General features: G+C 68.8%; 27 protein-coding genes. 18 read left to right on the top strand and 9 right to left on the bottom strand.

What is annotated here, in order from left to right:
* The first annotated feature begins 2 nt into the window (after positions 1–2).
* The 7 genes from VQ067_RS26205 (at position 3) to cueR (ending at position 8,320) form a co-directional block, all read left to right on the top strand.
* The gene (locus tag VQ067_RS26205) at positions 3–2,819 is read left to right on the top strand and encodes an FAD-binding and (Fe-S)-binding domain-containing protein (RefSeq protein ID WP_023096169.1); all 2,817 of its coding nucleotides are present in this window, start codon (positions 3–5) and stop codon (positions 2,817–2,819) included.
* A gap of 431 nt (positions 2,820–3,250) precedes the next feature.
* On the top strand, positions 3,251–3,733 hold the full coding sequence (gene speD, locus VQ067_RS26210; protein WP_003095236.1) for an adenosylmethionine decarboxylase: 483 nt from the start codon (positions 3,251–3,253) through the stop codon (positions 3,731–3,733).
* On the top strand, positions 3,733–4,860 hold the full coding sequence (locus VQ067_RS26215; protein ID WP_003112185.1) for a fused MFS/spermidine synthase: 1,128 nt from the start codon (positions 3,733–3,735) through the stop codon (positions 4,858–4,860). Before speD ends, VQ067_RS26215 begins: the two co-directional genes overlap by 1 nt.
* 2 nt (positions 4,861–4,862) lie before the next feature.
* Positions 4,863–5,723: a hypothetical protein gene (locus VQ067_RS26220; RefSeq protein ID WP_023111897.1), complete on the top strand. Its 861-nt coding sequence runs from the start codon at positions 4,863–4,865 to the stop codon at positions 5,721–5,723.
* Positions 5,724–5,735: 12 nt separating this feature from the next.
* Positions 5,736–6,401, top strand: coding sequence for a two-component system response regulator PrmA (pmrA, locus tag VQ067_RS26225; protein ID WP_003102236.1), 666 nt, complete (start codon positions 5,736–5,738; stop codon positions 6,399–6,401).
* Positions 6,402–6,424: 23 nt separating this feature from the next.
* On the top strand, positions 6,425–7,858 hold the full coding sequence (pmrB, locus tag VQ067_RS26230) for a two-component system sensor histidine kinase PmrB (protein ID WP_003111296.1): 1,434 nt from the start codon (positions 6,425–6,427) through the stop codon (positions 7,856–7,858).
* A 63-nt stretch (positions 7,859–7,921) separates the two neighbouring features.
* Positions 7,922–8,320, top strand: coding sequence for a Cu(I)-responsive transcriptional regulator (gene cueR, locus VQ067_RS26235; RefSeq protein WP_003095248.1), 399 nt, complete (start codon positions 7,922–7,924; stop codon positions 8,318–8,320).
* On the opposite strand, the gene VQ067_RS26240 is transcribed toward cueR, so the two are convergent.
* From VQ067_RS26240 to yedA, 6 genes are all read right to left on the bottom strand, one after another.
* Positions 8,289–8,855 (bottom strand): nucleotidyltransferase family protein, encoded by a 567-nt coding sequence (locus VQ067_RS26240; protein WP_003111297.1) that lies wholly within the window; start codon positions 8,853–8,855, stop codon positions 8,289–8,291. The two genes, cueR and VQ067_RS26240, sit on opposite strands and share 32 nt — an antisense overlap.
* Positions 8,852–9,745: an EamA family transporter gene (locus VQ067_RS26245; RefSeq protein WP_003161352.1), complete on the bottom strand. Its 894-nt coding sequence runs from the start codon at positions 9,743–9,745 to the stop codon at positions 8,852–8,854. Before VQ067_RS26245 ends, VQ067_RS26240 begins: the two co-directional genes overlap by 4 nt.
* A gap of 89 nt (positions 9,746–9,834) precedes the next feature.
* Positions 9,835–10,728 (bottom strand): PA4780 family RIO1-like protein kinase, encoded by an 894-nt coding sequence (locus tag VQ067_RS26250; RefSeq protein WP_003095255.1) that lies wholly within the window; start codon positions 10,726–10,728, stop codon positions 9,835–9,837.
* Between the two features lie 123 nt (positions 10,729–10,851).
* The gene (locus VQ067_RS26255) at positions 10,852–12,033 is read right to left on the bottom strand and encodes a cyclic di-GMP phosphodiesterase (RefSeq protein WP_003095256.1); all 1,182 of its coding nucleotides are present in this window, start codon (positions 12,031–12,033) and stop codon (positions 10,852–10,854) included.
* Between the two features lie 107 nt (positions 12,034–12,140).
* Positions 12,141–12,386: a hypothetical protein gene (locus VQ067_RS26260; protein WP_003102243.1), complete on the bottom strand. Its 246-nt coding sequence runs from the start codon at positions 12,384–12,386 to the stop codon at positions 12,141–12,143.
* A 33-nt stretch (positions 12,387–12,419) separates the two neighbouring features.
* Positions 12,420–13,310, bottom strand: a complete 891-nt coding sequence (yedA, locus tag VQ067_RS26265) for a drug/metabolite exporter YedA (protein WP_021264024.1) — start codon at positions 13,308–13,310, stop codon at positions 12,420–12,422.
* A 154-nt stretch (positions 13,311–13,464) separates the two neighbouring features.
* Between yedA and VQ067_RS26270 the strand changes: the two genes are divergently transcribed.
* Positions 13,465–13,932, top strand: coding sequence for an Lrp/AsnC family transcriptional regulator (locus VQ067_RS26270; protein WP_003095262.1), 468 nt, complete (start codon positions 13,465–13,467; stop codon positions 13,930–13,932).
* 323 nt (positions 13,933–14,255) lie between these two features.
* Here VQ067_RS26270 and VQ067_RS26275 read toward each other — a convergent pair whose 3' ends face one another.
* Complete coding sequence (locus VQ067_RS26275) at positions 14,256–15,533, bottom strand: acetyl-CoA C-acetyltransferase (protein WP_003095263.1); 1,278 nt, start codon at positions 15,531–15,533, stop codon at positions 14,256–14,258.
* 254 nt (positions 15,534–15,787) lie between these two features.
* On the opposite strand from VQ067_RS26275, the gene VQ067_RS26280 reads away from it, so the two are divergent.
* On the top strand, positions 15,788–17,143 hold the full coding sequence (locus VQ067_RS26280; protein WP_023101604.1) for a 3-oxoacyl-ACP reductase: 1,356 nt from the start codon (positions 15,788–15,790) through the stop codon (positions 17,141–17,143).
* Between the two features lie 74 nt (positions 17,144–17,217).
* Here the strand turns inward: VQ067_RS26280 and VQ067_RS26285 are convergent, their stop codons facing one another.
* Complete coding sequence (locus tag VQ067_RS26285; protein ID WP_003095270.1) at positions 17,218–18,219, bottom strand: AraC family transcriptional regulator; 1,002 nt, start codon at positions 18,217–18,219, stop codon at positions 17,218–17,220.
* 260 nt (positions 18,220–18,479) lie between these two features.
* On the opposite strand from VQ067_RS26285, the gene VQ067_RS26290 reads away from it, so the two are divergent.
* The 4 genes from VQ067_RS26290 to VQ067_RS26305 all read left to right on the top strand — a co-directional run bounded on the left by VQ067_RS26290 (position 18,480) and on the right by VQ067_RS26305 (position 21,156).
* Positions 18,480–19,337 carry a MaoC family dehydratase gene (locus VQ067_RS26290; protein ID WP_003095272.1) on the top strand — a complete coding sequence of 286 codons (858 nt, stop codon included), beginning with the start codon at positions 18,480–18,482 and terminating at the stop codon, positions 19,335–19,337.
* 81 nt (positions 19,338–19,418) lie between these two features.
* On the top strand, positions 19,419–19,724 hold the full coding sequence (locus VQ067_RS26295; RefSeq protein WP_003102255.1) for a nucleotide pyrophosphohydrolase: 306 nt from the start codon (positions 19,419–19,421) through the stop codon (positions 19,722–19,724).
* Positions 19,721–20,470: a methyltransferase domain-containing protein gene (locus VQ067_RS26300; protein WP_003111303.1), complete on the top strand. Its 750-nt coding sequence runs from the start codon at positions 19,721–19,723 to the stop codon at positions 20,468–20,470. The genes VQ067_RS26295 and VQ067_RS26300 overlap by 4 nt, the downstream gene beginning before the upstream one ends.
* Positions 20,471–20,535: 65 nt before the next feature.
* Positions 20,536–21,156 carry a DUF4136 domain-containing protein gene (locus VQ067_RS26305; protein WP_019726931.1) on the top strand — a complete coding sequence of 207 codons (621 nt, stop codon included), beginning with the start codon at positions 20,536–20,538 and terminating at the stop codon, positions 21,154–21,156.
* Here VQ067_RS26305 and VQ067_RS26310 read toward each other — a convergent pair.
* Complete coding sequence (locus tag VQ067_RS26310) at positions 21,141–22,076, bottom strand: glycerophosphodiester phosphodiesterase family protein (RefSeq protein ID WP_003102260.1); 936 nt, start codon at positions 22,074–22,076, stop codon at positions 21,141–21,143. The two genes, VQ067_RS26305 and VQ067_RS26310, sit on opposite strands and share 16 nt — an antisense overlap.
* Before the next feature lie 131 nt (positions 22,077–22,207).
* Between VQ067_RS26310 and VQ067_RS26315 the strand changes: the two genes are divergently transcribed.
* The 5 genes from VQ067_RS26315 (at position 22,208) to VQ067_RS26335 (ending at position 24,931) form a co-directional block, all read left to right on the top strand.
* On the top strand, positions 22,208–22,771 hold the full coding sequence (locus tag VQ067_RS26315; RefSeq protein WP_003095282.1) for a DUF4136 domain-containing protein: 564 nt from the start codon (positions 22,208–22,210) through the stop codon (positions 22,769–22,771).
* 1 nt (position 22,772) lies between these two features.
* The gene (locus VQ067_RS26320; protein ID WP_003135262.1) at positions 22,773–23,255 is read left to right on the top strand and encodes a GNAT family N-acetyltransferase; all 483 of its coding nucleotides are present in this window, start codon (positions 22,773–22,775) and stop codon (positions 23,253–23,255) included.
* Entirely contained in the window at positions 23,245–23,622 is a 378-nt protein-coding gene (locus VQ067_RS26325) for a DsrE family protein (protein WP_003095286.1), read from the top strand. The genes VQ067_RS26320 and VQ067_RS26325 overlap by 11 nt, the downstream gene beginning before the upstream one ends.
* Positions 23,619–24,086, top strand: a complete 468-nt coding sequence (locus tag VQ067_RS26330; protein ID WP_340080945.1) for a glycine cleavage system protein H — start codon at positions 23,619–23,621, stop codon at positions 24,084–24,086. Before VQ067_RS26325 ends, VQ067_RS26330 begins: the two co-directional genes overlap by 4 nt.
* A gap of 116 nt (positions 24,087–24,202) precedes the next feature.
* Positions 24,203–24,931, top strand: a complete 729-nt coding sequence (locus VQ067_RS26335) for a GrpB family protein (protein WP_004365400.1) — start codon at positions 24,203–24,205, stop codon at positions 24,929–24,931.
* Positions 24,932–24,942 lie beyond the last annotated feature (11 nt).

Raw genomic sequence — 24,942 nt, forward strand, 5'->3', positions numbered from 1 at the left:
CGATGAGCCTGCCGATTCCCTTTCTCGAGACCGTCGAGCGGCTGATACCGCGCGAACGCCGCTTCGACGACCCGCTGTCGACCCTGGCCTTCGGCACCGACGCCAGTTTCTACCGGTTGATTCCCAAGCTGGTGCTGCGCGTCGAAAGCGAGGACGAGGTCGCCGCGATCCTATCCGCCGCCTACCGCGAGCAGGTCCCGGTGACCTTCCGCGCCGCCGGCACCAGCCTCTCCGGCCAGGCCATCAGCGACTCGGTGCTGCTCGTCCTCGGCGACAACTGGAACGGCCGGGAAATCCGCGCCGACGGCGCGCAGATCCGCCTGCAGCCGGGTGTCATCGGCGCCCAGGCGAACGCCTGGCTGGCGCCGTTCGGCCGCAAGATCGGTCCCGACCCGGCCTCGATCAACGCCTGCAAGATCGGCGGCATCGTCGCCAACAACGCCAGCGGCATGTGCTGCGGCACCGCGCAGAACAGCTACCACACCCTTGCCGGCCTGCGCCTGCTGCTGGCCGACGGCACCCGCCTGGACAGCGAGGACCCGGCCAGCGTCGCGGCCTTCCGCGCCAGCCACGGCGAGCTGCTGGAACGGCTCGCCGAACTCGGCCGCGAGACCCGCGCCAACGCCGAACTGGCCGCGAAGATCCGCCACAAGTACCGGCTGAAGAACACCACCGGCCTGTCGCTGAACGCGCTGGTCGACTACGACGAGCCGCTGGACATCCTCACCCACCTGATGGTCGGCTCCGAGGGCACCCTCGGCTTCATCAGCGCGGTGACCTACGACACCGTCCCGGAACACCCGCACAAGGCCTCGGCGCTGCTGGTTTTCCCCACGGTGGAAACCTGCTGCACGGCGGTCGCGGTGCTCAAGCGCCAGCCGGTCTCGGCGGTGGAACTGCTCGATCGGCGCAGCCTGCGCTCAGTGGAGAACATGCAGGGCATGCCGGAATGGGTGAAGAGCCTTTCCGCCGGTGCCTGCGCCCTGCTCATCGAGTCCCGCGCGGCGAGCCGCACGCTGCTGCACGAACAGCTCGGGCGGATCATGGCCTCCATCGCCGAATATCCGCTGGAGAAGCAGGTCGACTTCAGCGAAGACCCGGCGGTCTACAACCAGCTCTGGCGCATCCGCAAGGACACCTTCCCGGCTGTCGGCGCGGTGCGCGAGACCGGCACCACGGTGATCATCGAGGACGTCACCTTCCCCGTCGAACGACTGGCCGAGGGAGTCAACCGCCTGATCGAGCTGTTCGACAAGCACCGCTACGATGAGGCGATCCTCTTCGGCCACGCGCTGGAGGGCAACCTGCACTTCGTCTTCACCCAGGGCTTCGACTCGCCCGAGCAGATCGCCCGCTACTCGGCGTTCATGGACGACGTGGCGCACCTGGTGGCGGTGGAGTACGGCGGCTCGCTGAAGGCCGAGCATGGCACCGGGCGCAACATGGCGCCGTTCGTCGAACTGGAGTGGGGCGAGGACGCCTATCGCTTGATGTGGCAGCTCAAGCGCCTGCTCGACCCGCGCGGCATCCTCAACCCGGGCGTGGTCCTCAGCGACGACCCGCAGAGTCACCTGAAGAACCTCAAGCCGCTGCCGGCCGCCGACGAGATCGTCGACAAGTGCATCGAGTGCGGCTTCTGCGAACCGGTCTGCCCGTCGCGCGGACTGACCCTCACGCCACGCCAGCGCATCGTCCTGTGGCGCGACATCCAGGCGAAGAAGCGCGCCGGCGTCGACACCACGGCGCTGGAGCGCGACTACCGCTACCAGGGCATCGACACCTGCGCCGCCACCGGCCTATGCGCCCAGCGCTGTCCTGTGAACATCAACACCGGCGAGCTGATCCGCAAGCTGCGCGGCGCCGACGCCCGCCACGCCGAAGGCGCCACCTGGCTGGCGCGCAACTTTGCCGGCGCCATGCGCGCTGCGCGCTTCGCCCTGCTCGCTGCCGACGGCGCCCGGCGCCTGCTTGGCGCGCCCCTGCTGGCCAGGGCCAGCCACAGCCTCAGCCAGGCCAGCGGCGGCCGCGTGCCGCAATGGACGCCGGCGCTGCCGCAGCCGGTACGCTTGGCGCCGCCGCCCGCCCCGCTCGACGACGAGCGGCCACGGGTGGTCTATCTCGCCGCCTGCGTCTCGCGCGCCATGGGCCCGGCCTTCGGCGACGAAGAGCGCGAGCCGCTGCTGGACAAGACCCGCCGTCTGCTGGAAAAGGCCGGCTACCAGGTGGTATTCCCGGATAACCTGGACAACCTCTGCTGCGGCCAGCCGTTCGCGTCCAAGGGGTATGCGAAGCAGGCCGACGACAAGCGCGACGAGCTGCTCGCCGCCCTGCTCCAGGCCAGCCGCGGCGGCCTCGACCCGATCTACTGCGACACCAGCCCCTGCACCCTGCGCCTGGTCCAGGGTCTGGACGATCCGCGGCTGCAGATCCACGACCCGGTGAAATTCATCCGCAGTCACCTGCTCGATCGCCTGGAGTTCATCCCGCAGGACAAACCGGTAGCGGTGCACGTCACCTGCAGCACCCAGCACCTCGGCGAGAGCCAGGCGCTGATCGACCTGGTCGGCCGCTGCACCCGCGAGGTGGTGATCCCGGAAGGCATTCACTGCTGCGGCTTCGCCGGCGACAAGGGCTTCACCACGCCGGAACTGAACGCTCACTCCCTGCGCAGCCTGAAGGATGCCGTGCAGTTCTGCGAGGAAGGCGTGTCCACCAGCCGTACCTGCGAGATCGGCCTCAGCGAGCACGGCGGGATCGACTACCGCGGGGTGGTCTACCTGGTGGACCGGGTGACGCAGGCGAAGGGCGCGCCTCGGTAGGGCGAATAACCGCCTCGCGGTTATTCGCCGGGCCATGCTCCGCAGAAACGGCGGATAGCGCCGCTGGCGCTATTCGCCCTACGTCAAGACTCTCACCGGTAGGGCGAATAACCGCCTCGCGGTTATCCGCCGGGCCATACTCCGCAGAAACGGCGGATAGCGCCGCTGGCGCTATTCGCCCTACGTCAAGACTCTCACCGGTAGGGCGAATAACCGCCTCGCGGTTATCCGCCGGGCCATGCTCCGCAGAAGCGGCGAATAGCGCCGCTGGCGCTATTCGCCCTACGTCAGGCGAAATGGGTGCTCCGGCGTCGTCGGCCCGCGCCGGGGCGGGCAAAAAATCCGTCGTTAAGCACCTCTTAAGTCAGCCGCGCCTATCGTGCCTTCCACCGCGAGGACATCCCTCGCCGAAACGGAAGCAGGAGGCCTTCATGGCAATTCAACCGTTGCGACTCGATCCGATCACCGTGCTCGGCAAGCAACTGGTCATCGAGCTGTTCGACTGCGTCGACCAGCGCTTCGACGATATCCAGTGGATCGAGGAAAGCATGCTCGAGGCCGCCCGCCAGGCCAACGCCACCATCATCACCTCGGCGTTCCACAAGTTCAGCCCGATCGGCATCTCCGGCGTGGTGGTGATCGCCGAATCGCACCTGGCGATCCATACCTGGCCGGAGTACGGCTATGCCGCGGTCGACGTGTTCACCTGCGGCGACGTGCTCGATGGCGCCCAGGCCGTGCGCGTGCTCAGCGAACGCCTGGGCAGCCGTCGGCACCTGATCTCGAGCATGGACCGCGGCCTCGGCGGCCATCGCCTGGGGCTGCTCAGCCGCAGCCTGGCTGGCAATGGCCCGGTCGACGAAGACAGCCCGACCCTGCGCTGGGCGCTGGGCCAGGGCACGGGGGTGGCCTGATGGATACGCCGATCGAACGCGCCCCGCTGGCTCCCGACCTGAGCCAGGCCCGTTACGCCGTCGACCTCACCGGCCTGGTGCCGGCGGAGGTCGCCGCCGGGCTGCCGCCGCTGCCGCCGAACCACTTCTATTTCTATCCGCCGGACCCGCTGCTGGAAGGCGACGGCGCAATCACCGCGATCGAGGACAGCGACCCCTTCGACCAGTACGTCTACCGCCTGCGCCGGGTGCTCTACCAGGGCCGCACGCGCTGGCAGAACGTGCTGATCGCCGACACCTACAACTACGACCGCGTGCTGATGCTCGACGGCGCGATCCAGAGCGCCGAGAGCGACGAGTCGCTGTACCACGAGCTGCTGGTGCAGCCGGCCATGCTCGCCCACGACGAGCCGCGCGACGTACTGATCATCGGCGGCGGCGAAGGCGCCACCCTGCGCGAGGTGCTGTCCCATGCCAGCGTGCGGCGGGCGGTGATGGTCGATCTCGACCGGGAGCTGGTGGAACTGTGCCGCGAGCACCTGTTCCAGTGGCACCAGGGCGCCTTCGACGACCCGCGCAGCGAGTTGCTTACCGAGGACGGCCGGGCCTATCTCGAACGCGACCCGTCGCTCTACGACGTGGTCATCATCGATGTCGTCGACATGCTCGACAACGGCCCGGCCCAGGCTCTCTATACCCGCCAGTTCTACGAACTGCTGCACTCGCGGCTGCGTCCGGGCGGGGTGATCGCGGTGCAGGGCCTGGAGTTCTCGCACAGCGACGACAAGCCCCACGCGGCCCTCGCCCGCACCCTGCGCAGCGTCTTCGCCCAGGTTCACAGCTACCGCGCCACGGTGCCGTCGTTCCTTTCCTCCTGGGGCTTCCTGCTGGCCTCCGACTGGCTCGACGCAAACCACTGGCAGGCCGATGACATCGACCGGCGCATCGAACGCAAGCTCGGCCCGCTGTGGCTCGACCACCTCGACGGCGACTACCTCAAGGCCTGCTTCGTGATGGACCGGGAAACCCGCTTCCTGCTCGCCCAGCCGGGGCCGGTGCTGGAAGACGGAGTCGCCTTCGTGGCGCCGCCGGACATCGAGGAGATCGAATTCGGCCCGGCGCAACTGCCGGCCCTGGCGAGGACCTGAACATGCCCGCCGCCCCCCTGGCCAGCGTACCGCTGGTCGCCACCGGCTCGCCCTGCCTGCTGCACCGCGTGCGCTTCCGTCCCGGCGCCAGCAGCGGCGGCCTGCCGCTGCTGGCCAACCTGCGCGATCCGCAGCCGGCGCTGGCGCTTCTGGCGCAGCGCAGCGAGCTGGGCGAAGACGCGAAACTGCCGGACACCGCCGGCGACAACGAACTGCTGGTGATCTTCGCCAGCGCCGGCCTGCAGACCGGACACGCCTGGCGTCAGCGCCTGGAAGCCTGGATGGCCGCCGGCGAGGACGAGCGCCAGCCACCCCTGGAAGCGCCCTCGTTCGGCGAGCGGGTGCTGTGGCGCCCCGGCCGCGCGCTGATCATCGGCAACCCCGAACGCTGCCAGGAACTGCTCGAGGGCCTGGCCGTCTTCGCCTGGCACGAAGGTCACCTGCGCCGCCTGGAAGACGACACCGCGGCGGCCTGGGAGCCGGCCCAGGCCGATGTCGAACTGACCCAGCTACCGCGCCGTGCCGCCCTGCGGCGCCAGGAACATGTGAACCGGCAGGTACGACGCACTACACTCTGGCGCATGGCCTACGCCCGCCTGGAGTCGCACCTGGAGAAGCCGCCGCTGCAACTGAACGGCGCTGTGCGCCGGCTCTACAACGAACTGGCCATGCAGGCCGAAGTGCACGATCGCCTGGCGACCCTGGACGACCGCATCGAAGTGCTGCAGGACCTCTACGAACTGGCCGCCGACCGCCTCGGTGAATACCGTTACTTCCGGGGCGAACTGCGGGTCGAATGGCTGATCGTCGCCATCCTCCTGCTGGAGGCCGGCCTGAGCCTGTGGGAATTGTGGAATCACTGAAACGAGGCTGCCATGAGAATACTGCTGGCCGAGGACGACCTGCTGCTCGGCGACGGCATCCGCGCCGGGCTGCGCCTGGAAGGCGATACCGTGGAATGGGTGACCGACGGCGTGGCCGCGGAGAACGCGCTGGTCACCGACGAGTTCGACCTGCTGGTGCTCGACATCGGCCTGCCGCGCCGCAGCGGCCTGGACATCCTGCGCAACCTGCGTCACCAGGGCCTGCTCACCCCGGTGCTGCTGCTCACCGCGCGGGACAAGGTGGCCGACCGGGTCGCCGGGCTCGACAGCGGTGCCGACGACTACCTGACCAAGCCCTTCGATCTCGACGAACTGCAGGCACGGGTGCGCGCCCTGACCCGCCGCACCACCGGTCGCGCCCTGCCGCAACTGGTGCACGGCGAGCTGCGCCTGGACCCGGCGACCCACCAGGTGACCCTGTCCGGCCAGGCGGTGGAACTGGCGCCGCGCGAATACGCGCTGCTGCGCCTGCTGCTGGAGAACAGCGGCAAGGTGCTCTCGCGCAACCAACTGGAGCAGAGCCTCTACGGCTGGAGCGGCGACGTCGAGAGCAACGCCATCGAGGTCCATGTCCATCACCTGCGGCGCAAGCTCGGCAACCAGTTGATCCGCACCGTCCGCGGCATCGGCTACGGCATCGACCAGCCGGCGCCCTGAAAACCGCCTACCGGAGTCCTCCGATGCCGCGTACCGCCGTCCCCTCCGTCCGCCGGCGCCTGCTGATCAACCTGCTGGTCGGCTTCGTGCTGTGCTGGCTGAGCGTGGCGGCGCTGACCTACCACCTCTCGCTGAAGCAGGTGAACCGCCTGTTCGACGACGACATGGTGGACTTCGGCGAAGCCGCCCTGCGCCTGCTCGACCTTGCCACCGAAGACCAGGCCAGCGAGGACGGCTCGATCACCGAGATCATCGAACGCAGCCGCGAGGCGATCCAGGGCCTGCCCCTGCTGCGCCGCGAAAGCGCCCTCGGCTACGCCCTGTGGCGCGACGGCCAGCCGCTGCTGTCGAGCCTCAACCTGCCGCCGGAGATCACGGCCCAGGGCCCCGGCTTCAGCACCGTGGAAGCCCAGGGCACCCACTGGCGGGTGCTCCAGCTGAATATCGACGGCTTCCAGATCTGGATCAGCGAAAACCTGATCTACCGCCAGCACACCATGAACCTGCTGCTGTTCTACTCGCTGTTCCCGCTGCTGCTGGCGCTGCCGTTGCTCGGCGGCCTGGTCTGGTTCGGCGTTGCCCGCGGCCTGGCGCCGCTACGCGAAGTGCAGGCCGAGGTCCAGCAGCGCTCCGCGCGACACCTGCAGCCGATCGCGGTGGAGGCGGTGCCGCTGGAGATCCGCGGCCTCATCGACGAACTCAACCTCCTGCTGGAGCGCCTGCGCACCGCCCTCGAGGCCGAACGCCGACTGACCAGCGACGCCGCCCATGAGATCCGCACGCCGCTGGCCAGCCTGCGCACCCATGCCCAGGTCGCGCTGCGTTCGGAAGACCCCAAGGCCCACGCCCGCGGCCTGCTGCAAGTCAGTCGCAGCGTCGAGCGGATCAGCACCTTGATGGAGCAGATCCTGCTTCTCGCCCGCCTCGACGGCGACGCCCTGCTGGAGCAATTCCACCCGGTCAACCTCGCCACCCTGGCCGAAGACGTACTCTCCGAACTGGCGCGCCAGGCCATCGACAAGGACATCGAGCTGTCGTTGCACCAGGAGACCGTGCACGTGATGGGCATCGACCTGTGGCTGAAGGCGATGGTCGGCAACCTGGTGGGCAACGCCCTGCGCTACACACCGGCTGGGGGCCAGGTCGAGATCCGCGTCGAGAATCGCGCCCAGCACGCCGTGCTGCGGGTGCGCGACAACGGCCCCGGGGTCGCCCTGGAAGAGCAGCAGGCGATCTTCACCCGCTTCTACCGCAGCCCCGCCACCAGCAGCGGCGAGGGCAGCGGCCTGGGCCTGCCGATCGTCAAGCGCATCGTCGAACTGCACTTCGGCAGTATCGGCCTGGGCAAGGGACTGGAGGGCAAAGGGCTGGAAGTACAGGTGTTCCTGCCGAAGACCCAGCCGGACGCGACGCGGCCGCCGGCCAGAGGTCCGGACAGCGGGCGGTCACATATCTGATAGCCTGCGCATTGGCCGGGAAAGGGATAGGCTAGCGGCTTCGCAACCTCCCAGGAGACCCGGATGAATATCGGTGAAGCGGCGAAGAAAAGCGGACTGACGCCGAAGATGATCCGTTACTACGAGTCCATCGAGTTGCTCCGCCCGGCCGGACGCAGCGCCAGCGGCTACCGCCACTACAACGAGAACGACCTGCATACCCTGGCGTTCATCCGCCGTTCGCGGGACCTCGGTTTCTCCCTCGACGAAGTCGGCAAGCTGCTCACCCTCTGGCAGGATCGCCAGCGCGCCAGTGCCGACGTCAAGGCCCTGGCGGCGCAGCACGTGCGCGAGCTGAACCGCAAGATCGAGGAACTCAGCACCCTGCGCGACACCCTGCAGGACCTGGTCGAGCACTGCCAGGGCGACCACCGCCCCGACTGCCCGATCCTCAAGGATCTGGCGTCTGGCTGCTGCCACTGATATCCAGCAGCGGCCAGCGCGCCGTCCAGTTCTTCTCCCGCAGGCGCCGCCGGTAGACCTCCGGCTTGCCGGCGAAATGCGCGGTGGGCCGCACCTTCAGCGCCAGCAGGTCGTCGACGCCCAGCGGCGCCAGTAGCTCCAGGCGTTCGCCGACGAGTCGCAGCGCCACCGCCGTGCACGTTTCCGCCCAGTGGCACAGCGCATCGGCGCAATCCCGGTAGGGCCGGTCGCCGTTGCGCAGGTGCATGCGCGCCTGGTTCTTCACCGACCAGGGCGCCTCGCAGCGACGGCGCAACGCGGCCTCGAAGTCGGCGTCGGCCTGCGGGTCGAGGGCCCGCGGGGCGAAATGAAGTACGTCGATGTCCGCCAGCGGCGTGGCTTCGCCGTAGCCATGCAGATGGTCCCATACCGCGTTGCGCACGAAGCCGGCGCCGATCCAGGCGCCCTCCGGGCCGACCTCGCGCAGCACGCGGAGCAGATGCAGGCGCGAGGAATCGGCGGCGATCAGCGCGAGGATGTCTTCCGCCGTTTTCATCCCAACCGCCGCACCGGCCAGGCGAAGCGTCGCAGCAGGCTGGCCGGCAACAGGGTGATGGCCAGCCCGACGAACACCAGCGCGCAGGCCAGCAGGCTGTCCAGGTCGAGGCGTTCGCCGAGCAGCAGCCAGCCGGCGAGCATGCCCGACACCGGCACCGCCAGGGCGAACGGGGTCACCAGGCTGGCCGGGTAGTGGCGCAGGAGGAAACTCCAGATGGCGAAGCCCACCGTGGTCGCGCCGAAGGCGATGTAGAGCAGCGCGCCGAAGCCGCCCCAGCTCATGTTCAGCACTGCGCGCTCGATGGCTTGCGGACCTTCGAATAGATAGGAAAGCGCCAGCAGCGGCAAAGGCGGGACCAGGCTGACCCAGCAGATCAGGCGCAGCATGTCGGTGGCCCCGGAACGCTTGGTGGCGATGTTGGCGAAGGACCAGGCCAGCGCCGCGGCAACCACCAGCAGGAATGCCAGCAGGCTGTCTCCCAGCGGCCGCTCCAGGCCGATCAGGACCAGCCCCGCCGCCGCCAGCAGGAGGCCGAACAACCCGCGCGGCGACGGCCGCTCGCCCAGCCACAGGGCGGCGATGAGGATGGTGAAGAATACCTGGCTCTGCAGCACCAGCGACGACAGCCCGGCCGGCATGCCCTGGGCCATGCCGACGAACAGCAGGCCGAACTTGACCACTCCGAGGAGCACGCCGATCAGCAGGATGCGTCCGAACGGCGCCGGCATCGGCCCGCGCAGGACCAACAGCGGCAGCGCCGCCAGGGCGAAGCGCAGGGCGCAGAACAGCAGCGGCGGGAAGTCGCCGAGGCCGACCTTGATCACGACGAAGTTCAGACCCCAGATCAGGGTCACCAGCAGGGCGAGCAGGATATGTGCAACAGGCATGGCGGCCTCCGGAAAACTTCAGGCCACGCTAGCAGTTGCGTACGCAAGGGTCGCGATACAGTTGGCGGGAAAAAACATCCGCCAGCCGCTCACTGCAACCAAGGCGGCGGCGGTTCCTCGCGCTCGCCACGCGGCGCGTCGTCGGCCTGGCGCAGCGCCTGGCGACGCGCCTCCTCGCGCTGCGCGGCCTCGATCTCGCGGAGCACCGCGCGCACGTCGGCGGCCTCTTCGGCTTCGACGAAGGTGCCGCTGAGCGGGGTTTCCGCTGTCAGCTCGCCGGCTTCGTAGAGCGCCCACATTTCCTTGGCATAGCGGGTCTGCCTGAGTTCCGGGGCGAAGCGGCCGAAGTAGGCGGCCATGTTGCCGACGTCGCGTTCGAGCATGCTGAACGCATGGTTGTTGCCGGCCGCGTCGACCGCCTGCGGCAAGTCGATGATCACCGGGCCATCCGGACCGAGCAGGACGTTGAACTCGGAGAGGTCGCCGTGCACCAGGCCGGCGCAGAGCATGGCAACGATCTGGCGGATCAGGAAAGCGTGGTGGCGCCGTGCCTCGTCGGGCTCCAGCGTCACGTCGTTGAGACGCGGCGCAGCATCGCCGTCGGCGTCCGCCACCAGTTCCATCAGCAACACGCCATCGAGGAAATCATAGGGCTTCGGCACCCGCACACCAGCCCCGGCGAGACGGAACAGGGCCGCCACTTCGGCATTCTGCCAGGCTTCCTCCTGTTCGCGGCGGCCATACTTCGAGCCCTTGGCCATGGCCCGCGCCTGGCGGCTGTTGCGGACCTTGCGGCCCTCCTGGTACTCGGCGGCCTGGCGGAAGCTGCGCTTGTTGGCCTCCTTGTAGACCTTGGCGCAACGCAGGCTGTCGCCGCAACGCACCACATAGACCGAGGCTTCCTTGCCGCTCATCAGCGGGCGCACGACCTCGTCGATCAGACCGTCTTCGATCAACGGTTCCAGGCGTCTGGGTGTCTTCATCGGTGCTACGCGGTTCCTCGGGGCCAATGTGGAAGGCAAAGGGTCTGACGTTATACGGCAAACGCCGTGCCGAGCACAGCCGGACGCGCCGGCTTTCCGCCGGACTGCGCACCGATCAGCGTACTAGGCTGGTGGCGCGGTGAGTTCGATGCTTTCCGCCACCGCCTGTTCCAGCCGCTGCATCTCCACGTCCAGCGCCTCGGCGCTGTCGGCGTAGCGCTGGGCAACCTCGGCGAAAGCGTCGGCCACGGCGACGAAGGCCTCCACCAGCCGTGGGTCGAATTCACTGTCGGCGCCGGCCTGGATCAACAGCACCGCCTCGGCGTGCGCCAGCGGCGGCCGGTAGGCGTGCCGGCTGGTCAGTTCATCGTAGCGGTCGGCCAGGGCGACGATCCGCGCCGCCAGGGGAATCCGCTCGCCCGCCAGGCCCTCCGGAAAGCCCCGGCCATCCCAGCGTTCGTGATGGCTGTAGGCGATCTGCCGGGCGAAGCGGAGGAACCCGGAAGGCTGGCCGAGCCGCCGCTCGGCGCTGGCCAGGGCGTCGCGCCCGGCGCGGGTATGGCCCTGTAGCAGGGCGGTGTCGGCGGCGTCCAGTTGCCCGGGGTTGAGCAGGACCCGGTCGGGCACCGCGACCTTGCCGATGTCATGCAACAGCGCCGACTTGCTCAGCAGGTCGACAGCCTCCGGAGTCAGCTCGTCGGCGAACGCCCGCTGCGCCGCCAGGTGCTCGGCGAGCAGCCTGACATAGCGCTCGATACGCGGAAGATGGCGGCTGCGCGGGTTGTCGCGAAGATCGCCAAGGGTCGCCAGGGCTTCGATGACGGCGTCCTGCAACTGTTGCAGCTGGCGCGTGCGACGGCGCACTTCGAGTTCCAGGTATTCGCTCTTGTCGCGCAGGAAATCGGCATTGGCCTTCAGTTGCAGGTGGGTGCGCACCCGCGCCAGGACGATCGGCGGGCTCACCGGCTTGCCCAGGTAATCCACCGCGCCCAGGGCCAGGCCCTGTTGCTCGTCGTCGCGATCGGCGCGGGCAGTGAGAAACATCAACGGGATGTCGCGGGTCAGCGGATCGGCCTTGAGCCGTCGGCAGACCTCGTAGCCGTCCATGCCCGGCATGTTCACGTCGAGCAGGATCAGGTCCGGGCGCGGCTCTTCGACGGCCGCCCGCAGCCCGGCCGGGCCGCTGCCGGCGGTGCGCACGCGGTACTGCTCCTCGAGCAGCTCGCGCATCAGCAGCAGGTTGTCCGGGGTGTCGTCCACCACCAGCACGAGTTCCTGCTCGGGCCTGTCCAGCATGCTCTCCATTGCCCCTCCGGCCTTCGCTACGGGGCCGCCTGGCGGCGACCGTCACTCCGTATTGAAGACGCTGGAGACGACTTCTGCACGCCCGGTCAGGCGCCCGGGGCGACCGTTCAGGGCGTCAGGCGGAAACGCAGTGGCGAATCCTCGGCCTCGGCGCCGTTCTCGCTCTCGCCGAAGGCCCGGCGCTCGATGGGGTCCTGGCCGAAATACTCCTTGATCGGCGACTCGATGGCCTTGCCGCCGGGGCTCACGTGACTGGCGCAACCGCCAAGGAACACCAGGACCACACCGATGACCAGCGCTTTCATCTTCGTACCCCCGTCAGCCCGGCCCATCCGGGCGCTGCGCCGCAGCATGGCGCAGCCCGCCTTAGGGATCGCTTAAGGCATTCAGGCGGCGGCGCGGCTGGCGCGCCACTGGGGCAGGCCGATGAGCACCACGGCGCTGATGATCACCAGCATCGCCAGCCCCTCGATACCGCCGATCCGCTCGCCGGCGAACAGGGTGCCGAGCAACACCGCCACCGCCGGATTGACGTAGGCATAGCTGGTGGCCGCCGCCGGCCGCACGTTGCGCAGCAGGTACTGGTAGGCGCTGAAGGCGATGATCGAGCCGAACAGGATCAGGTACACCAGCGCCAGCCAGCCGCTGGTGCTCGGCCAATGCTCCAGGCGCTCACCGCTGGCCAGACTGCCGACCAGCAGCACCGCGCCGCCGACCAGCATTTCCACGGCGCTGGCCATCGGTCCGGCCGGCAGCGACAGGCGCCGGCTCCACACCGAGCCGAAGGCCCAGGACGCGGCGGCGAACAGGATCAAGCCGGCGCCGGCAGGGCTGGCCTGGAGGTTCGAACCGAGGTTGAGCAGGACGATGCCGAACAGCCCGAGCACGATGCCGCCCCATTCCAGGGTGGTGTTGCGCTGGCCGAACAACTGGCTGAACAGCAGGGTGAACAGCGGCACCGTAGCCACCGCGAGGGCCGCCACCCCGGAAGACACGCCCCAGTGCTCGGCCACCGTCACCCCGCCGTTGCCGCAACTGAGCAGGAGGATTCCGACGATCCCCGCGCCGCGCCACTCGCGCCAGGTCGGCAACGGCGCGCCGCGCCAGCGCAACCAGGCGAACATCAGGCCGCCGGCGATGACGAAGCGCACCCCGGCCATCAGCATCGGTGGCCAGGACTCGACGCCGAAGCGGATCGCCAGGTAAGTGGAGCCCCAGATGAAGTACAGGGCGAAGAACGCACCGAAAAGCAACAGCGGAATGCGACGGGCAGGCATGGAAAGCACTCGACAGGGCAGGCGGGAGAAAGACTTCATTTTATGAGGTCGCCACCCGCCGGTTAAGGCACAGCCGCTGGTTATCGGGACGTAACACTTTTCTTTCCATGGAAATCGGCCATGCTTTCCGTCGATTCGACAACCGGGACCCATCATGGACAAATACGACCGTGCGCTCCTCGCCGCCCTGATCGACAACGGCCGCCTGACCTTCGCCGAACTGGCCCGGCGCATCAACCTGTCGCCCCCGGCGGTGGCCGACCGGGTGGCCAAGCTGGAGGCCGAAGGGGTGATTACCGGCTACCACGCCTCGGTGAACCTGGCCAAGCTCGGCCTGCCCATCGAGTGCGTCATCGAACTGCGGATCACCGAGAAGGATTGCCAGTCGGTGCTCGACGAACTGGCCCGGATCCCCCAACTGACCCTCTGCCACCGGATCACCGGCGACGCCTGCGTGCTGATGAAGGCCGCTGTGGCTTCGATGCCGGAGCTGCAGGACCTGATCGACCGGCTGATGAAGTTCGGCATCAGCAAGACCTCGATGATCCTCTCCACCCCCTTCGCCGACCGCCAGCCGGCAAGCCTGCGGGGGCAGGACGGCAATGGCGGATGTGCGGCGTGAGCCCTTCGCCGGGGTTATCCGGCAGGCGTCGGGATCCGTACCTTCATCGCCGCCACGAACCCAAAGCGTAGGGCGCATAACGCCAACGGCGTTATCCGCCGCAGCGGCACTCCCGGCCGATAGCGGAGCCGCCCTCACCCCAACTCTCTCCCTGAAGAGAGAGGGGATTCTCCGTACAAGCGTCGAATTCGCTGTCTCCAACGCCGCCGACGAACCCGAACCGTAGGGCGCCGGCAAAAAAAAGGCGGTCCCGTTCGCACGGCACCGCCCAAGTCACGGAGTTGCTTACATCGTCGAGCGACAAGGCCGCTCGCCCTATTGGATTACCGCTCGATGATCGCGGTCACACCCTGCCCACCGGCGGCGCAGATGGAAATCAGCCCGCGTCCCTGCTCCGCCACCGAGAGCAGCTTGGCCAGGTTGGCGACGATCCGTCCTCCCGTGGCGGCGAACGGGTGGCCGGCGGCCAGCGAGCTGCCCTTGACGTTGAGCTTGCTGCGGTCGATGGAGCCCAGCGGCTGGTCGAGGCCGAGACGGGTCTTGCAGTACTCGGGGTCTTCCCAGGCCTTCAGGGTGCAGAGCACCTGGGCGGCGAAGGCCTCGTGGATCTCGTAGTAGTCGAAGTCCTGCAGGCTCAGGCCGTTGCGTGCCAGCAGCCGCGGCACCGCGTAGACCGGCGCCATCAGCAGGCCCTCCTGGCGATCGACGAAGTTCACCGCCGCCGCCTCGCCGTCCTTGAAGTAGGCCAGGATCGGCAGGCCGCGCGCCTTCGCCCACTCCTCGCTGGCCAGCAGTACCACCGAGGCGCCGTCGGTCAGCGGCGTCGAGTTGGCCGCCGTGAGGGTGCCGCGCGAGCCGCGCTCGAACACCGGCTTGAGGGTGCCGATCTTCTCCAGGTCGATGTCCGGGCGCAGGTTCTGGTCGCGGGTCAGGCCGCGGAACGGCGTCATCAGGTCGTTCTGCCAGCCCTCCTCATAGGCCGCGGCCAGCTTGTGGTGGCTCTCGAAGGCCAGCCTGTCCTGCTCGTCGCGGGGAATCTGCCAGGTCTGCGCCATCAGTTCGCAGGACTCCCCCATCGACAGCCCGGTGCGCGGCTCGCCGTTGCGCGGGATGGCCGGGACCACGTGGCGCGGGCGGATCTTCAACAGGCTCTTGAGCTTGTCCAGGTTGCTCTTGCCACGGTTGGCCTCGAGGAGAATCTTGCGCAGACCCTCGTTGACCCCGATCGGCGCGTCGGAAGTGGTGTCGACGCCGCCGGCGATGCCGCTGTCGATCTGCCCGAGGGCGATCTTGTTGGCCACCAGGATCGCCGCCTCCAGGCCGGTACCGCAGGCCTGCTGGATATCGTAGGCCGGGGTTTCCGGGGCCAGGCGCGAACCGAGCACGCATTCGCGGGTCAGGTTGAAGTCGCGCGAATGCTTCAGCACGGCGCCGGCCACCACCTCGCCAAGGCGCTCTCCGTGCAGGTTGTAGCGCTCCACCAGGCCTTCCAGGGCGGAAGTGAGCATCTCCTGGTTGCTCGCCGTGGCGTACACGGTGTTCGAGCGGGCGAAGGGAATACGGTTGCCGCCGACAATGGCGACCCGGCGCAGCTGGGTCATGGAAGAACTCCTTGCTGGAATCGTTTACGCCGAGCCGAGGCTCGACCCGTTAACTGAGCGGTCAGTGGCGCACAGGCTAACCTTAGCCGGTCGCGTCGCATTGGCCGCCCTGCCGTTATCCCGGTCAGCGCGGTCAATTGCGGCGAACAGGTGGCTGCGTAGAGTTGTCCACACTGTTACCCGCGTTCCCTCGGCATCGTTGGCCGGCGGAATCCACCTTCAGCCTTGGAGCCTTTCCACCGGGAGCCCGTTCCATGACCGATCGTTACATCGCCTTCGCCAACTCCCCCGTCGGCCGCCGCCTGGTTGGCGCCGTCGGCCTTCCCTCCCCGCTGCGCCTGGAGCGCTGGCAGGCCGGCCGGGTGCGGCCGGTGGACGGCCCGCTGGTGATCGGCGGGAGCGGCGCGCTGGCCGAGGCCGTGCTGCCCTTCGCCGGCAAGCTGACCGACGCGGTGTTCGCCGCCGTCGAGGGACAGTTCGAGCTGCCGCGCTGGACCGCCGAACACAGCCCGCGGGCCAAGGCGGTGCTGTTCGACGCCAGCGGCCTGACCCGCTTCGAGCAGTTGGTGGCGCTGCGCGACTTCTTCCAGCCGGTGCTCAAGGGCCTCGACAAGTGCCCGAAGGTGGTGGTCCTCGGACGCGCCCCCGAGTCTCTCAAGGACCCGGTCGCCGCCAGCGTGCAACGCAGCCTGGAAGGTTTCACCCGCTCCCTGGGCAAGGAAATCCGTCGCGGCGGCAACGTGCAGTTGCTGTACGTCGGCAAGGGCGCCGAGGACCAACTGGAAGGCGCACTGCGCTTCTTCCTCTCGCCGAAGAGCGCCTACGTCTCCGGCCAGGTGATCCGTCTTGCCGCCAACAGCGCCCAGGTCCACGACTGGAGCAAGCCGCTGGCCGGCCAGCGCGCGCTGGTCACCGGCGCCGCCCGCGGCATTGGCGCGGCCATCGCGGAAACCCTGGCGCGCGACGGCGCGGAAGTGGTGCTGCTCGACGTGCCGCCGGCCAGGGAGGCCCTCGAAGGCCTCGCCGCGCGCCTCGGCGGCCGTGCCGTGGCCCTCGACATCTGCGCCGCGGACGCCGGGCAGCAACTGGTGGACGCGCTGCCTGAGGGCGTCGATATCGTCGTGCACAACGCCGGGATCACCCGCGACAAGACCCTGGCGAAGATGAGCAGCGACTTCTGGAACTCGGTGATCAACGTCAACCTCAATGCCCCGCAGGTGCTGACCCAGGCCCTGCTCGACGGCGGCAAGCTGCATGACAACGGCCGGGTGGTGTTGCTGGCGTCGATCAGCGGCATCGCCGGCAACCTCGGGCAGAGCAACTACGCGGTGAGCAAGGCCGGCCTGATCGGCCTGGCCCAGGCCTGGGCGCCGGCGCTGGGCAAGCGCGGCATCACCATCAACGCGGTGGCGCCGGGCTTCATCGAGACGCAGATGACCGCCGCCATTCCGCTGACCATCCGCGAGGCCGGCCGGCGGATGAACTCCATGAGCCAGGGCGGCCTGCCGCAGGACGTCGCCGAAACAGTGGCCTGGTTCGCCCAGCCGTCGTCCGGCGCGGTCAGCGGCCAGGTGCTGAGGGTGTGCGGGCAGAGCCTGCTGGGGGCCTGAGGCGGCCCCTAACTCCCCGGCGACGGGCAGGCGCCCTGCACCAGGAAAACACCGGTAGCCCCTTCGGACAGGCCCTACCCGCGCCCCTGCTGCCCGCGCCGGCGGAACTCCACCGGCGTCTCGCCGACCCAGCGCTTGAACGCGCGATAGAAGGTGCTCGGCTCGGAAAACCCGGTGCGTTCGACGATCACTTCGATGCGCTCGTCGGTCTTCAGCAGCAGTTCCTTGGCCAGTCGGCAGCGGTAGTCGGTGACCAGATCGTTGAAGCGCACCCCGGCCATCGCCAGGCGTTCGCGCAGACGTCGGGCCGGCATGCCGAGGCGCGCGGCGACCTGCTCCAGGGTGGCGCCTCCGTCCACCAGCAACTCGCCGATCAGTTCGCGGACCTGGCGCACCAGGTCCAGGCGCTCCACCTCGGCCAGTTGCCGGCGCGCCAGCGACTCGTGCATGCGCAGCAGTTCCGGGGCGGCGTGGCGCGAGGGTTTGTCCAGCACCGCGGCATCGAATACCAGCGCGTAGCGCGGCATGCCGAGGATCGTCGGGCAGCCGTAGACCGCACGGTAGCGCTCCATCGGCGCGCCGGTTTCGTTCATCAGTTGCACTTCCAGCGGCTTGAACTCGCCCTCGGTGAGCGCGCCGAACAGGCGGATCACCGCGCCGGCGAGCATTTCCGGGAAGTGGCGGTTGATCGCCGGCGATTCGCCCAGCGACAGCACCGCGCGCTCGCCCTCCACCTCCAGTTGCGCCTGCAGGGTGTCGGACAGCAGGCGTACGTAGCGCAGGGAATGGCGCAGGCCGGCGCCGAAGGTATCGCTGGAGAGGAACAGGTATTCCAGGAGCAGGCCGTGGAACGCCGGCAGGTGCTCGGCCAGGTGCAGGCCGACATGCTCTTCGCCGCACTCGTCGGCGGCGGCCTTCCAGAACAGGTTCTGTGCGGAATGGGGGAAACGGCCGGCCGGCAGGCCACCCGGCGGCAGCCCGACACGGACCAGGACCCGGTCCGGATCGCAGCCGCTGGCGCGCAGGGCGTCGATCACCGGGCGCATCAGCGCTACATCGTCGGTCAGATCACGCATGGTGTTTTTTCTAGTTATCCATGGGGCGGGCCCATCTTAGGCAGCTTTGCCATCCCCTCTCAAGGAGAGGCCATAGAAATAACCCATCCCGCATGACGGAAAAACCCTCAGATCGACTAGCCGCCGGCGTGGTCGAAAATCTCGATGCAGACGCATCCCGGAGCCGATTGACCGCCCTGCCAGCGGCGTCGGCCAGGCGGCCAATGCCTGCTGCGGGTGCTCGACTAAGCTGACAGCCACCTATTTCGAGGAGATGTCCAATGCCCACCGCCTGGCTCGACCTGCCCGCCCCACCCGCCCTGCCCGGCCTGTTCCTGCGCGCCGCACTGCGCCGCGGCATCCGCGGCAAGGCCCTGCCCGAGCGCGGCCTGCGCAGCCAGGTCACGGTGGACCCGAAGCACCTCGAGCGCTACCGCCAGGTCTGCGGCTTCCGCGACGACGGCCTGCTGCCGCCGACCTACCCGCACATCCTCGCCTTCCCGCTGCAGATGGCGCTGCTCACCGACAAGCGCTTCCCCTTCCCGCTGCTCGGCCTGGTCCACCTGGAGAACCGCATCGACGTGCTGCGCGCGCTCGGCGGCCTCGGCCCGTTCACCGTGAGCGTCGCGGTGGAAAACCTGCAACCGCACGACAAGGGCGCCACCTTCAGCATCGTCACCCGCCTGGAAGACCAGCTTGGCCTGCTCTGGGTCGGCGACAGCAAGGTGCTCTGCCGCGGCGTCAAGGTGCCCGGCGAAATTCCGCCGAAAGCCGAGCAGGAGCCGCTGCCGCTGGAGCCGGTCGACAACTGGAAGGCGCCCGCCGACATCGGCCGGCGCTATGCCCGTGCCGCCGGCGACTACAACCCGATCCACCTGTCGGCGCCCAGCGCCAAGCTGTTCGGCTTTCCCCGCGCCATCGCCCACGGCCTGTGGAACAAGGCTCGCAGCCTGGCCGCCCTCGGCGAGCGACTGCCAGCCTCGGGCTATCGGGTCGAGGTGCGCTTCCAGAAGCCAGTGCTGCTGCCGGCCAGCCTCACCCTCCTGGCCAGCGCGGCGGCGGCGGACGGCCAGTTCAGCCTGCGCGGCAAGGACGACCTGCCGCACATGGCCGGGCATTGGAGCCGGCTACAGGGCTGACGCCGGTCCGCCATGCCTTGAAGCTTCGGGCGCAAAGCCCGAAGCTATGCGGCTGCTTACCGCCACCGCGAAGAATCCCCCATGGACCTGCACGAACTCACCGCGCGCCTGCACGCCATCCGCGACCGCAACGACTGGCGCCAATTCCACAGCCCGAAGAACCTGGCCATGGCCGCCAGCGTCGAGATGGCCGAACTGGTGGAGATCTTCCAGTGGCTGACGGAAGACCAGTCGCGCACGCTGTCGGCCGAGCAGCTCGAACACGCTGGCCAGGAAGTTGGCGACATCGTCCTTTATCTGCTGCTGTTCTGCGGGGAAACCGGCCTCGACCTGGAACAGGTGGTGCGCGCCAAGCTGGCCGACTGCGAACGGCGCTTCCTGCCATGAGCGACCGCCATTTCGACGAACTGGCGACGCGCTTCGCCGAAAAGATCTATGGCGGCGCCAAGGGTGCGATCCGCCTCGCGGTACTCCAGGCCGACCTCGCCGAGGCCCTCCCGGAGCGACCTCTGCGGGTCCTCGACATCGGCGCCGGGCTCGGCCACATGTCGCTCTGGCTGGCCGCTCGCGGCCACCGCGTAACCCTCGCCGAGCCAGCGCAACCCATGCTCGACGGCGCCCGCCAGCGCTTCGCCGAAGCCGGGCAGGCCGCCGAATTCATCCAGGCGCCCTGGCAGGAACTGCTCGGCCAGCTCACCGAGCCCTACGACCTGGTGCTCTGCCACGCCGTGCTCGAGTGGCTGGCCGAACCCCATGCGATCCTGCCGGTGCTGCACCAACTCTGCGCACCCGGCGGCTGGCTGTCGCTGGCCTTCTACAATCGCGACGCGCTGATCTACCGCAACCTGCTCAAGGGCCACTTCCGCAAGCTGCGCAAGGAACGCTTCGCTGGCGAGGGGCAGAGCCTGACCCCGCAGCGCCCGCTCGACCCGCGCGAGCTGGAACAGGCGCTGGCAGCGCGTTGGCGCATCGAGGCGCGCAGCGGCGTGCGGGTGTTCCACGACTACATGCCGAGCGAGTTCCAGGCCAAGGCCGAACGGCTCGACCTGGTGGAAATGGAACTGGCCTACCGCCGCCACCCGGCCTTTGCCGGGCTTGGCCGCTACCTGCACTGGCTGTGCCGCCCGCAATGAAAGGCGCAGAATGCAGTCTGAGCCTGCAAGGGCCGCCGACGTAGCGCGGCCACGGAGCGTCGAGCATGCAATCGCGACTGTTGATCCTGCCGTTACTCGCCAGCCTGGCCGCCCTCGGTGCCTGCCAGGGCGACAATCCCTACCGTGCCAGCTCCCTGCCCTACCCGCCGCAGCCGGCCGCCGCGGCCAATCCCGGCCTCGATCCCGGGGCCTATCCGGCGGCGCCGCGCGACTACGCCCGCTACCGTAGCTGGAGCTGGGCCGCCGCCGGGGTCAGCGGCTTTCCCCAGGGCCTGGACGACAACCAGTTGCGCGACGCCGTCAGCCAGCAGCTCGACCAGCGCGGCCTGCGCCCGGCGCGGCCGGGCAGCGCGGCCGACCTGCAGGTCAGCGCGTTCCTGCGCAACGAACTGCGCACCCGCCAGGTCACCGACTACTACGGCGGCTACTACGGCAACTACGGCGGCTGGCGCGATCCCTGGTACGGCTATGGCGCCAGCTACCCGGTGACCCGCAGCTACACCGTGCAGGTCACCGTGGTCCGCGTCGAGCTGAACGACGCCCGCAGCGGCCAGCCGGTGTGGGGCAACAGCGCCGAGTTCGACTCCGGCGACTCCGCCAGCGAACAGGCCAAGGCCCTGCGCGAAGCGGTGAAACGGGCGCTGTCGAGCTACCCGCCGGGCTGATCGGCGAGCACCCGGCGGCGGATCGCCTCCATCTTCCTGGGCGAGTTGCTCATCACCGCGTCGGCGCCCAGGGCGCGCGCGGTGCGGTAGTCCTCGGCGGTCTCGATGCCGAACATCACCACCTTCACCGGCTCGCGGCGCACGCAGTCCATCGCTTTGCGCGTCCACAACTGCGCCGCCGGCACCTTGTAGGAGGACTCACCAAGGGTGAAGCGCTCGGTCACCGTCAGTTCGCGGCGCAGCTCGATGCCCATCCAGGTGCCGCCGGCCGGCGGTGCCTCGCAGCGCTCGCCGAAGGCCAGGCCGACCAGGCGGTTGCGCGTCGCATCGCGGCTTTCGAACTGTCGCGCGCGGTCCGCGTAGCGCTGCGTCAGGTAGTCGTTGGCGGCCTTCTCGGTGGAATAGAAACGCACCCGCGACCAGGCCTTCTGCCGCTCCAGCTCGCCGGCCACGGCATCGACCAGCGGCTCCACCGGCAGCGACTTCATGTCGAGGAACACCGGCACCTGCGGCGGGATCGCCCGCAGCGCCTGGCGCAGCGTAGGAATCCGCAGCGGCTTCTGGCGGTAGGGATAGCTGCCGTCCTCGGCCTTGAACATATAGCCGGCGTTCAAGCGCGCCAGCTCGGCCAGGCTCGACTGGCCGACCGCGCCGGCGCCCTGGGTCAGGACCGCCAGGTCAGCGGGGCGATAGAGCACCGGATGGCCATCGGCGCTCAACTGCACCGACAACCATAGCGCGTCGGCGCCGTTGTCCAGCGCCTTGCGGATCGCCAGCAGGGTGTTCTCCGGGTAGTCCGCGGTGCCGGCGCGATGGGCCACCAGCAGCGGGCCCGGGCCATCCGCCGGTACCACCGAGCGTGCCTCGACGCAGCCGGTCAGCGACAGGCCCAGCAGCAGGATCGCAATACTTCGATTCATTTCATTCTCCCGTCGCGCCCTATAGGGCGGGTGCTCGCCAACGTTACTTGTGGAGACGCTTCAAACCCGCGTTTCCTCTTGCCTTTCATCCGGCGCTGAGCTTGGATGTGAACTCTGACTGGAGAAAAACCATGATCCGCCGAATCCTGCTGCTCGGCCTGCTCCTCAGCCTCGCAGCCTGCGAAACCACCCAGCTCGACCGCGACTTCGACAGCTCCCGCGACTTCGCCGCCTACCGTAGCTGGAGCTGGTCGCAACCCGCCTTCGAATACCGCCCCGACGACCCACGCATCAAGAGCGACCTCACCGAGCAACGCATCCGCGAAGCCGTCGCCCAGCAGCTCGACCAGCGCGGCCTGCGTCCGGCCCAGGGCAACGCCAGGGGCGACGTCACGGTGCGCGCCTACCTGATCGTCGACGATCGCCAGGACCAGATCACCACCAACTACGGCGGCGGTTACTGGGGCGGCTACTGGGGAGGATACTGGGGCGGCCCGGCGATGGCCGAGACGCGCACCGTGAATTACAAGGTTGCCACCCTCCAGGTCGACCTGTTCGACGGCAAGGACGGCAAACTGGTCTGGCGCGGCAGCGGCGAGCAGATCATGCGCACCAGCCCGCCGAGCCCGGCCGAGCGCGAGCAGGCGATCCGCGAGACGGTGCAGAAAGTCATGTCGCAATACCCGCCGCGCTGACATGCAGCTCAGCCACCGCCCGGCGGAGACCGGTGACCTGGAGACGGTCGCCGGCTTCCCCCAGGACCGCGACGAACTCTTCTATTGCTACCCCAAGGCGATCTGGCCGTTCAGCGTCGCCCAACTGGCCGCCGCCATCGCCGAACGTCGCGGCAGCACCGTGGCCGTGCACGACGGACAGGTGGTCGGCTTCGCCAACTTCTACCAGTGGCAGCACGGCGACTTCTGCGCCCTCGGCAACATGATGGTGGCGCCCGCCGCGCGCGGCCTGGGCGTGGCCCGCTACCTGATCGGGGTCATGGAAAACCTCGCCCGCGAACAGTACAAAGCGCGCCTGATGAAAATTTCCTGCTTCAACGCCAACGCCGCCGGACTGCTGCTCTATACCCAGCTCGGCTACCAGCCGCGCGCCATCGCCGAACGCCACGATCCGGACGGCCGGCGCGTGGCGCTGATCCAGATGGACAAGCCCCTTGAACCCTGACACCCACGCCCAGCGCGTCCTCATCATCGTCTCCAGCGGCCCGAGCACCCCGGCCCGCTGCGCCGCGCCCTTCCACACCGCCACCCTGCTGGCCTGCATGGACGCCGAGGTGACCCTGTTCCTCAGCGGCGAAGGCGTGCAGTTGGCCCGCCGCGCCGTCGCCGACCAGTTGCGCGCGCTGGACGGCGGCGAGCCGCTGCGCCACTTCATCCGCCAGGCCCGCGAGGCCGGCGCGCGCCTGCTGATGTGCCGCCAACCCGGGGTGAACATCGACGAAAGCGAACTGATCGAGGAACTCGACGAAATCTCCAGCGGCGGCGAACTGGCACGGCTGATCCTCGAATCCGAGCGGGTGCTGACCCTATGAGCGCGAACCTGCACGGCCTGGAATTCCCCGACGGGCTGTTCTACGCCCCGGACTACAACCTGTGGCTGCGCGAGGAAGTCGACGGCAGCCTGACCCTGGGCCTGAGCGCCTACGGCTGCGCGTTGTATGGCGAAATCTTCGCCTTCACCCCCAAGCGCGACGGCTGGCACATCGAACGCGACCGCAGCTTCGGCGTGGTCGAGTTCGCCAAGGCTGCCTCCTCGGCCCGCAGCCCGTTGGCCGGGACCCTGCTGGCGAGCAACCCGGCGGTGGTCAAGCGCCCGGCGCTGATCAACCGGGATTGCTACGGCGAGGGCTGGATGGTGCGGCTGCAACCGGACGACTGGGCCTCGGCGCGGGGAGCGTTTCTCCAGGGAGACGCGGCGCGGGAGGCATTCGCCGAGCGCATGCGCCTGGATGGGTTCGATCTGCAGCATCCAGGGGTGCAGGCGCTGGACTTCTGAGACTCCCGGGTTTTACCCGCACCCCGCTCGCGGAAGGCGGATAACGCCGCTGGCGTTATTCGCCCTACCCCAGCTCCCCATCGCCGCCAATCTCCCGCATATCCCCGGAGTCCGCCATGTCCTCACCCCAACCGCCCCGCTTCGACGGCCAACGCTGGAGCAACGCCGACGACGACCGCATCGAGGTGCTGCCCGCCGACCCCGCCTGGCCACAACGCTTCGCCGCCGAAGCCGAGGCCATCCGCACGGCACTGGCGCTGCCCGGGCTGGGCATCGAGCATGTCGGCAGCACCGCGGTGCCCGGGCTCGACGCCAAGCCGATCATCGACATCCTCCTGCTGCCGCCGCCCGGCCACGATCCGCAGCGGCTGGTAGCCCCGCTGGAGGGCCTCGGCTACCAGTTCTGGCGCGAGAACCCGAACACCCAGCGGATGTTCTTCGTCAAAGGCATGCCGCCCTTCGGCCATGGCCGCACCCACCATGTCCATGTCATGCCCCTGGCCCAGGCCGACCGCTACCTGCTGTTCCGCGACTGGCTGCGCAACCACCCCGACGACGCCCACCTCTACGCCGAAACCAAGCACGCCCTGGCCCGCCGCTACCCCACCGACCGCGAGGCCTATACCCGTGGCAAGGACGAGGTCGTCGCAAGGATTCTCGGCCGGGCGCTGGCGGCGACGCGGCACCCAATGATACAGAGTGGCCTGGTAAGGGGAGAACGCGAAATGCACGCCAGGGAACTGCGTGAAACGCTGGTCGCCGGCGCGGAATCGACGCCAGGCGGCCCCGCCGATACAGCCTATTTCGAGTTGCTGCGCAGCCGGGTAAGCAAGCCCCAGGACTGAGGCGGATAGCG

Origin of the sequence: Pseudomonas sp. KBN12P06040, from assembly GCF_037574965.1 — a bacterium.
Classification (GTDB): Bacteria; Pseudomonadota; Gammaproteobacteria; order Pseudomonadales; family Pseudomonadaceae; genus Pseudomonas; species Pseudomonas aeruginosa.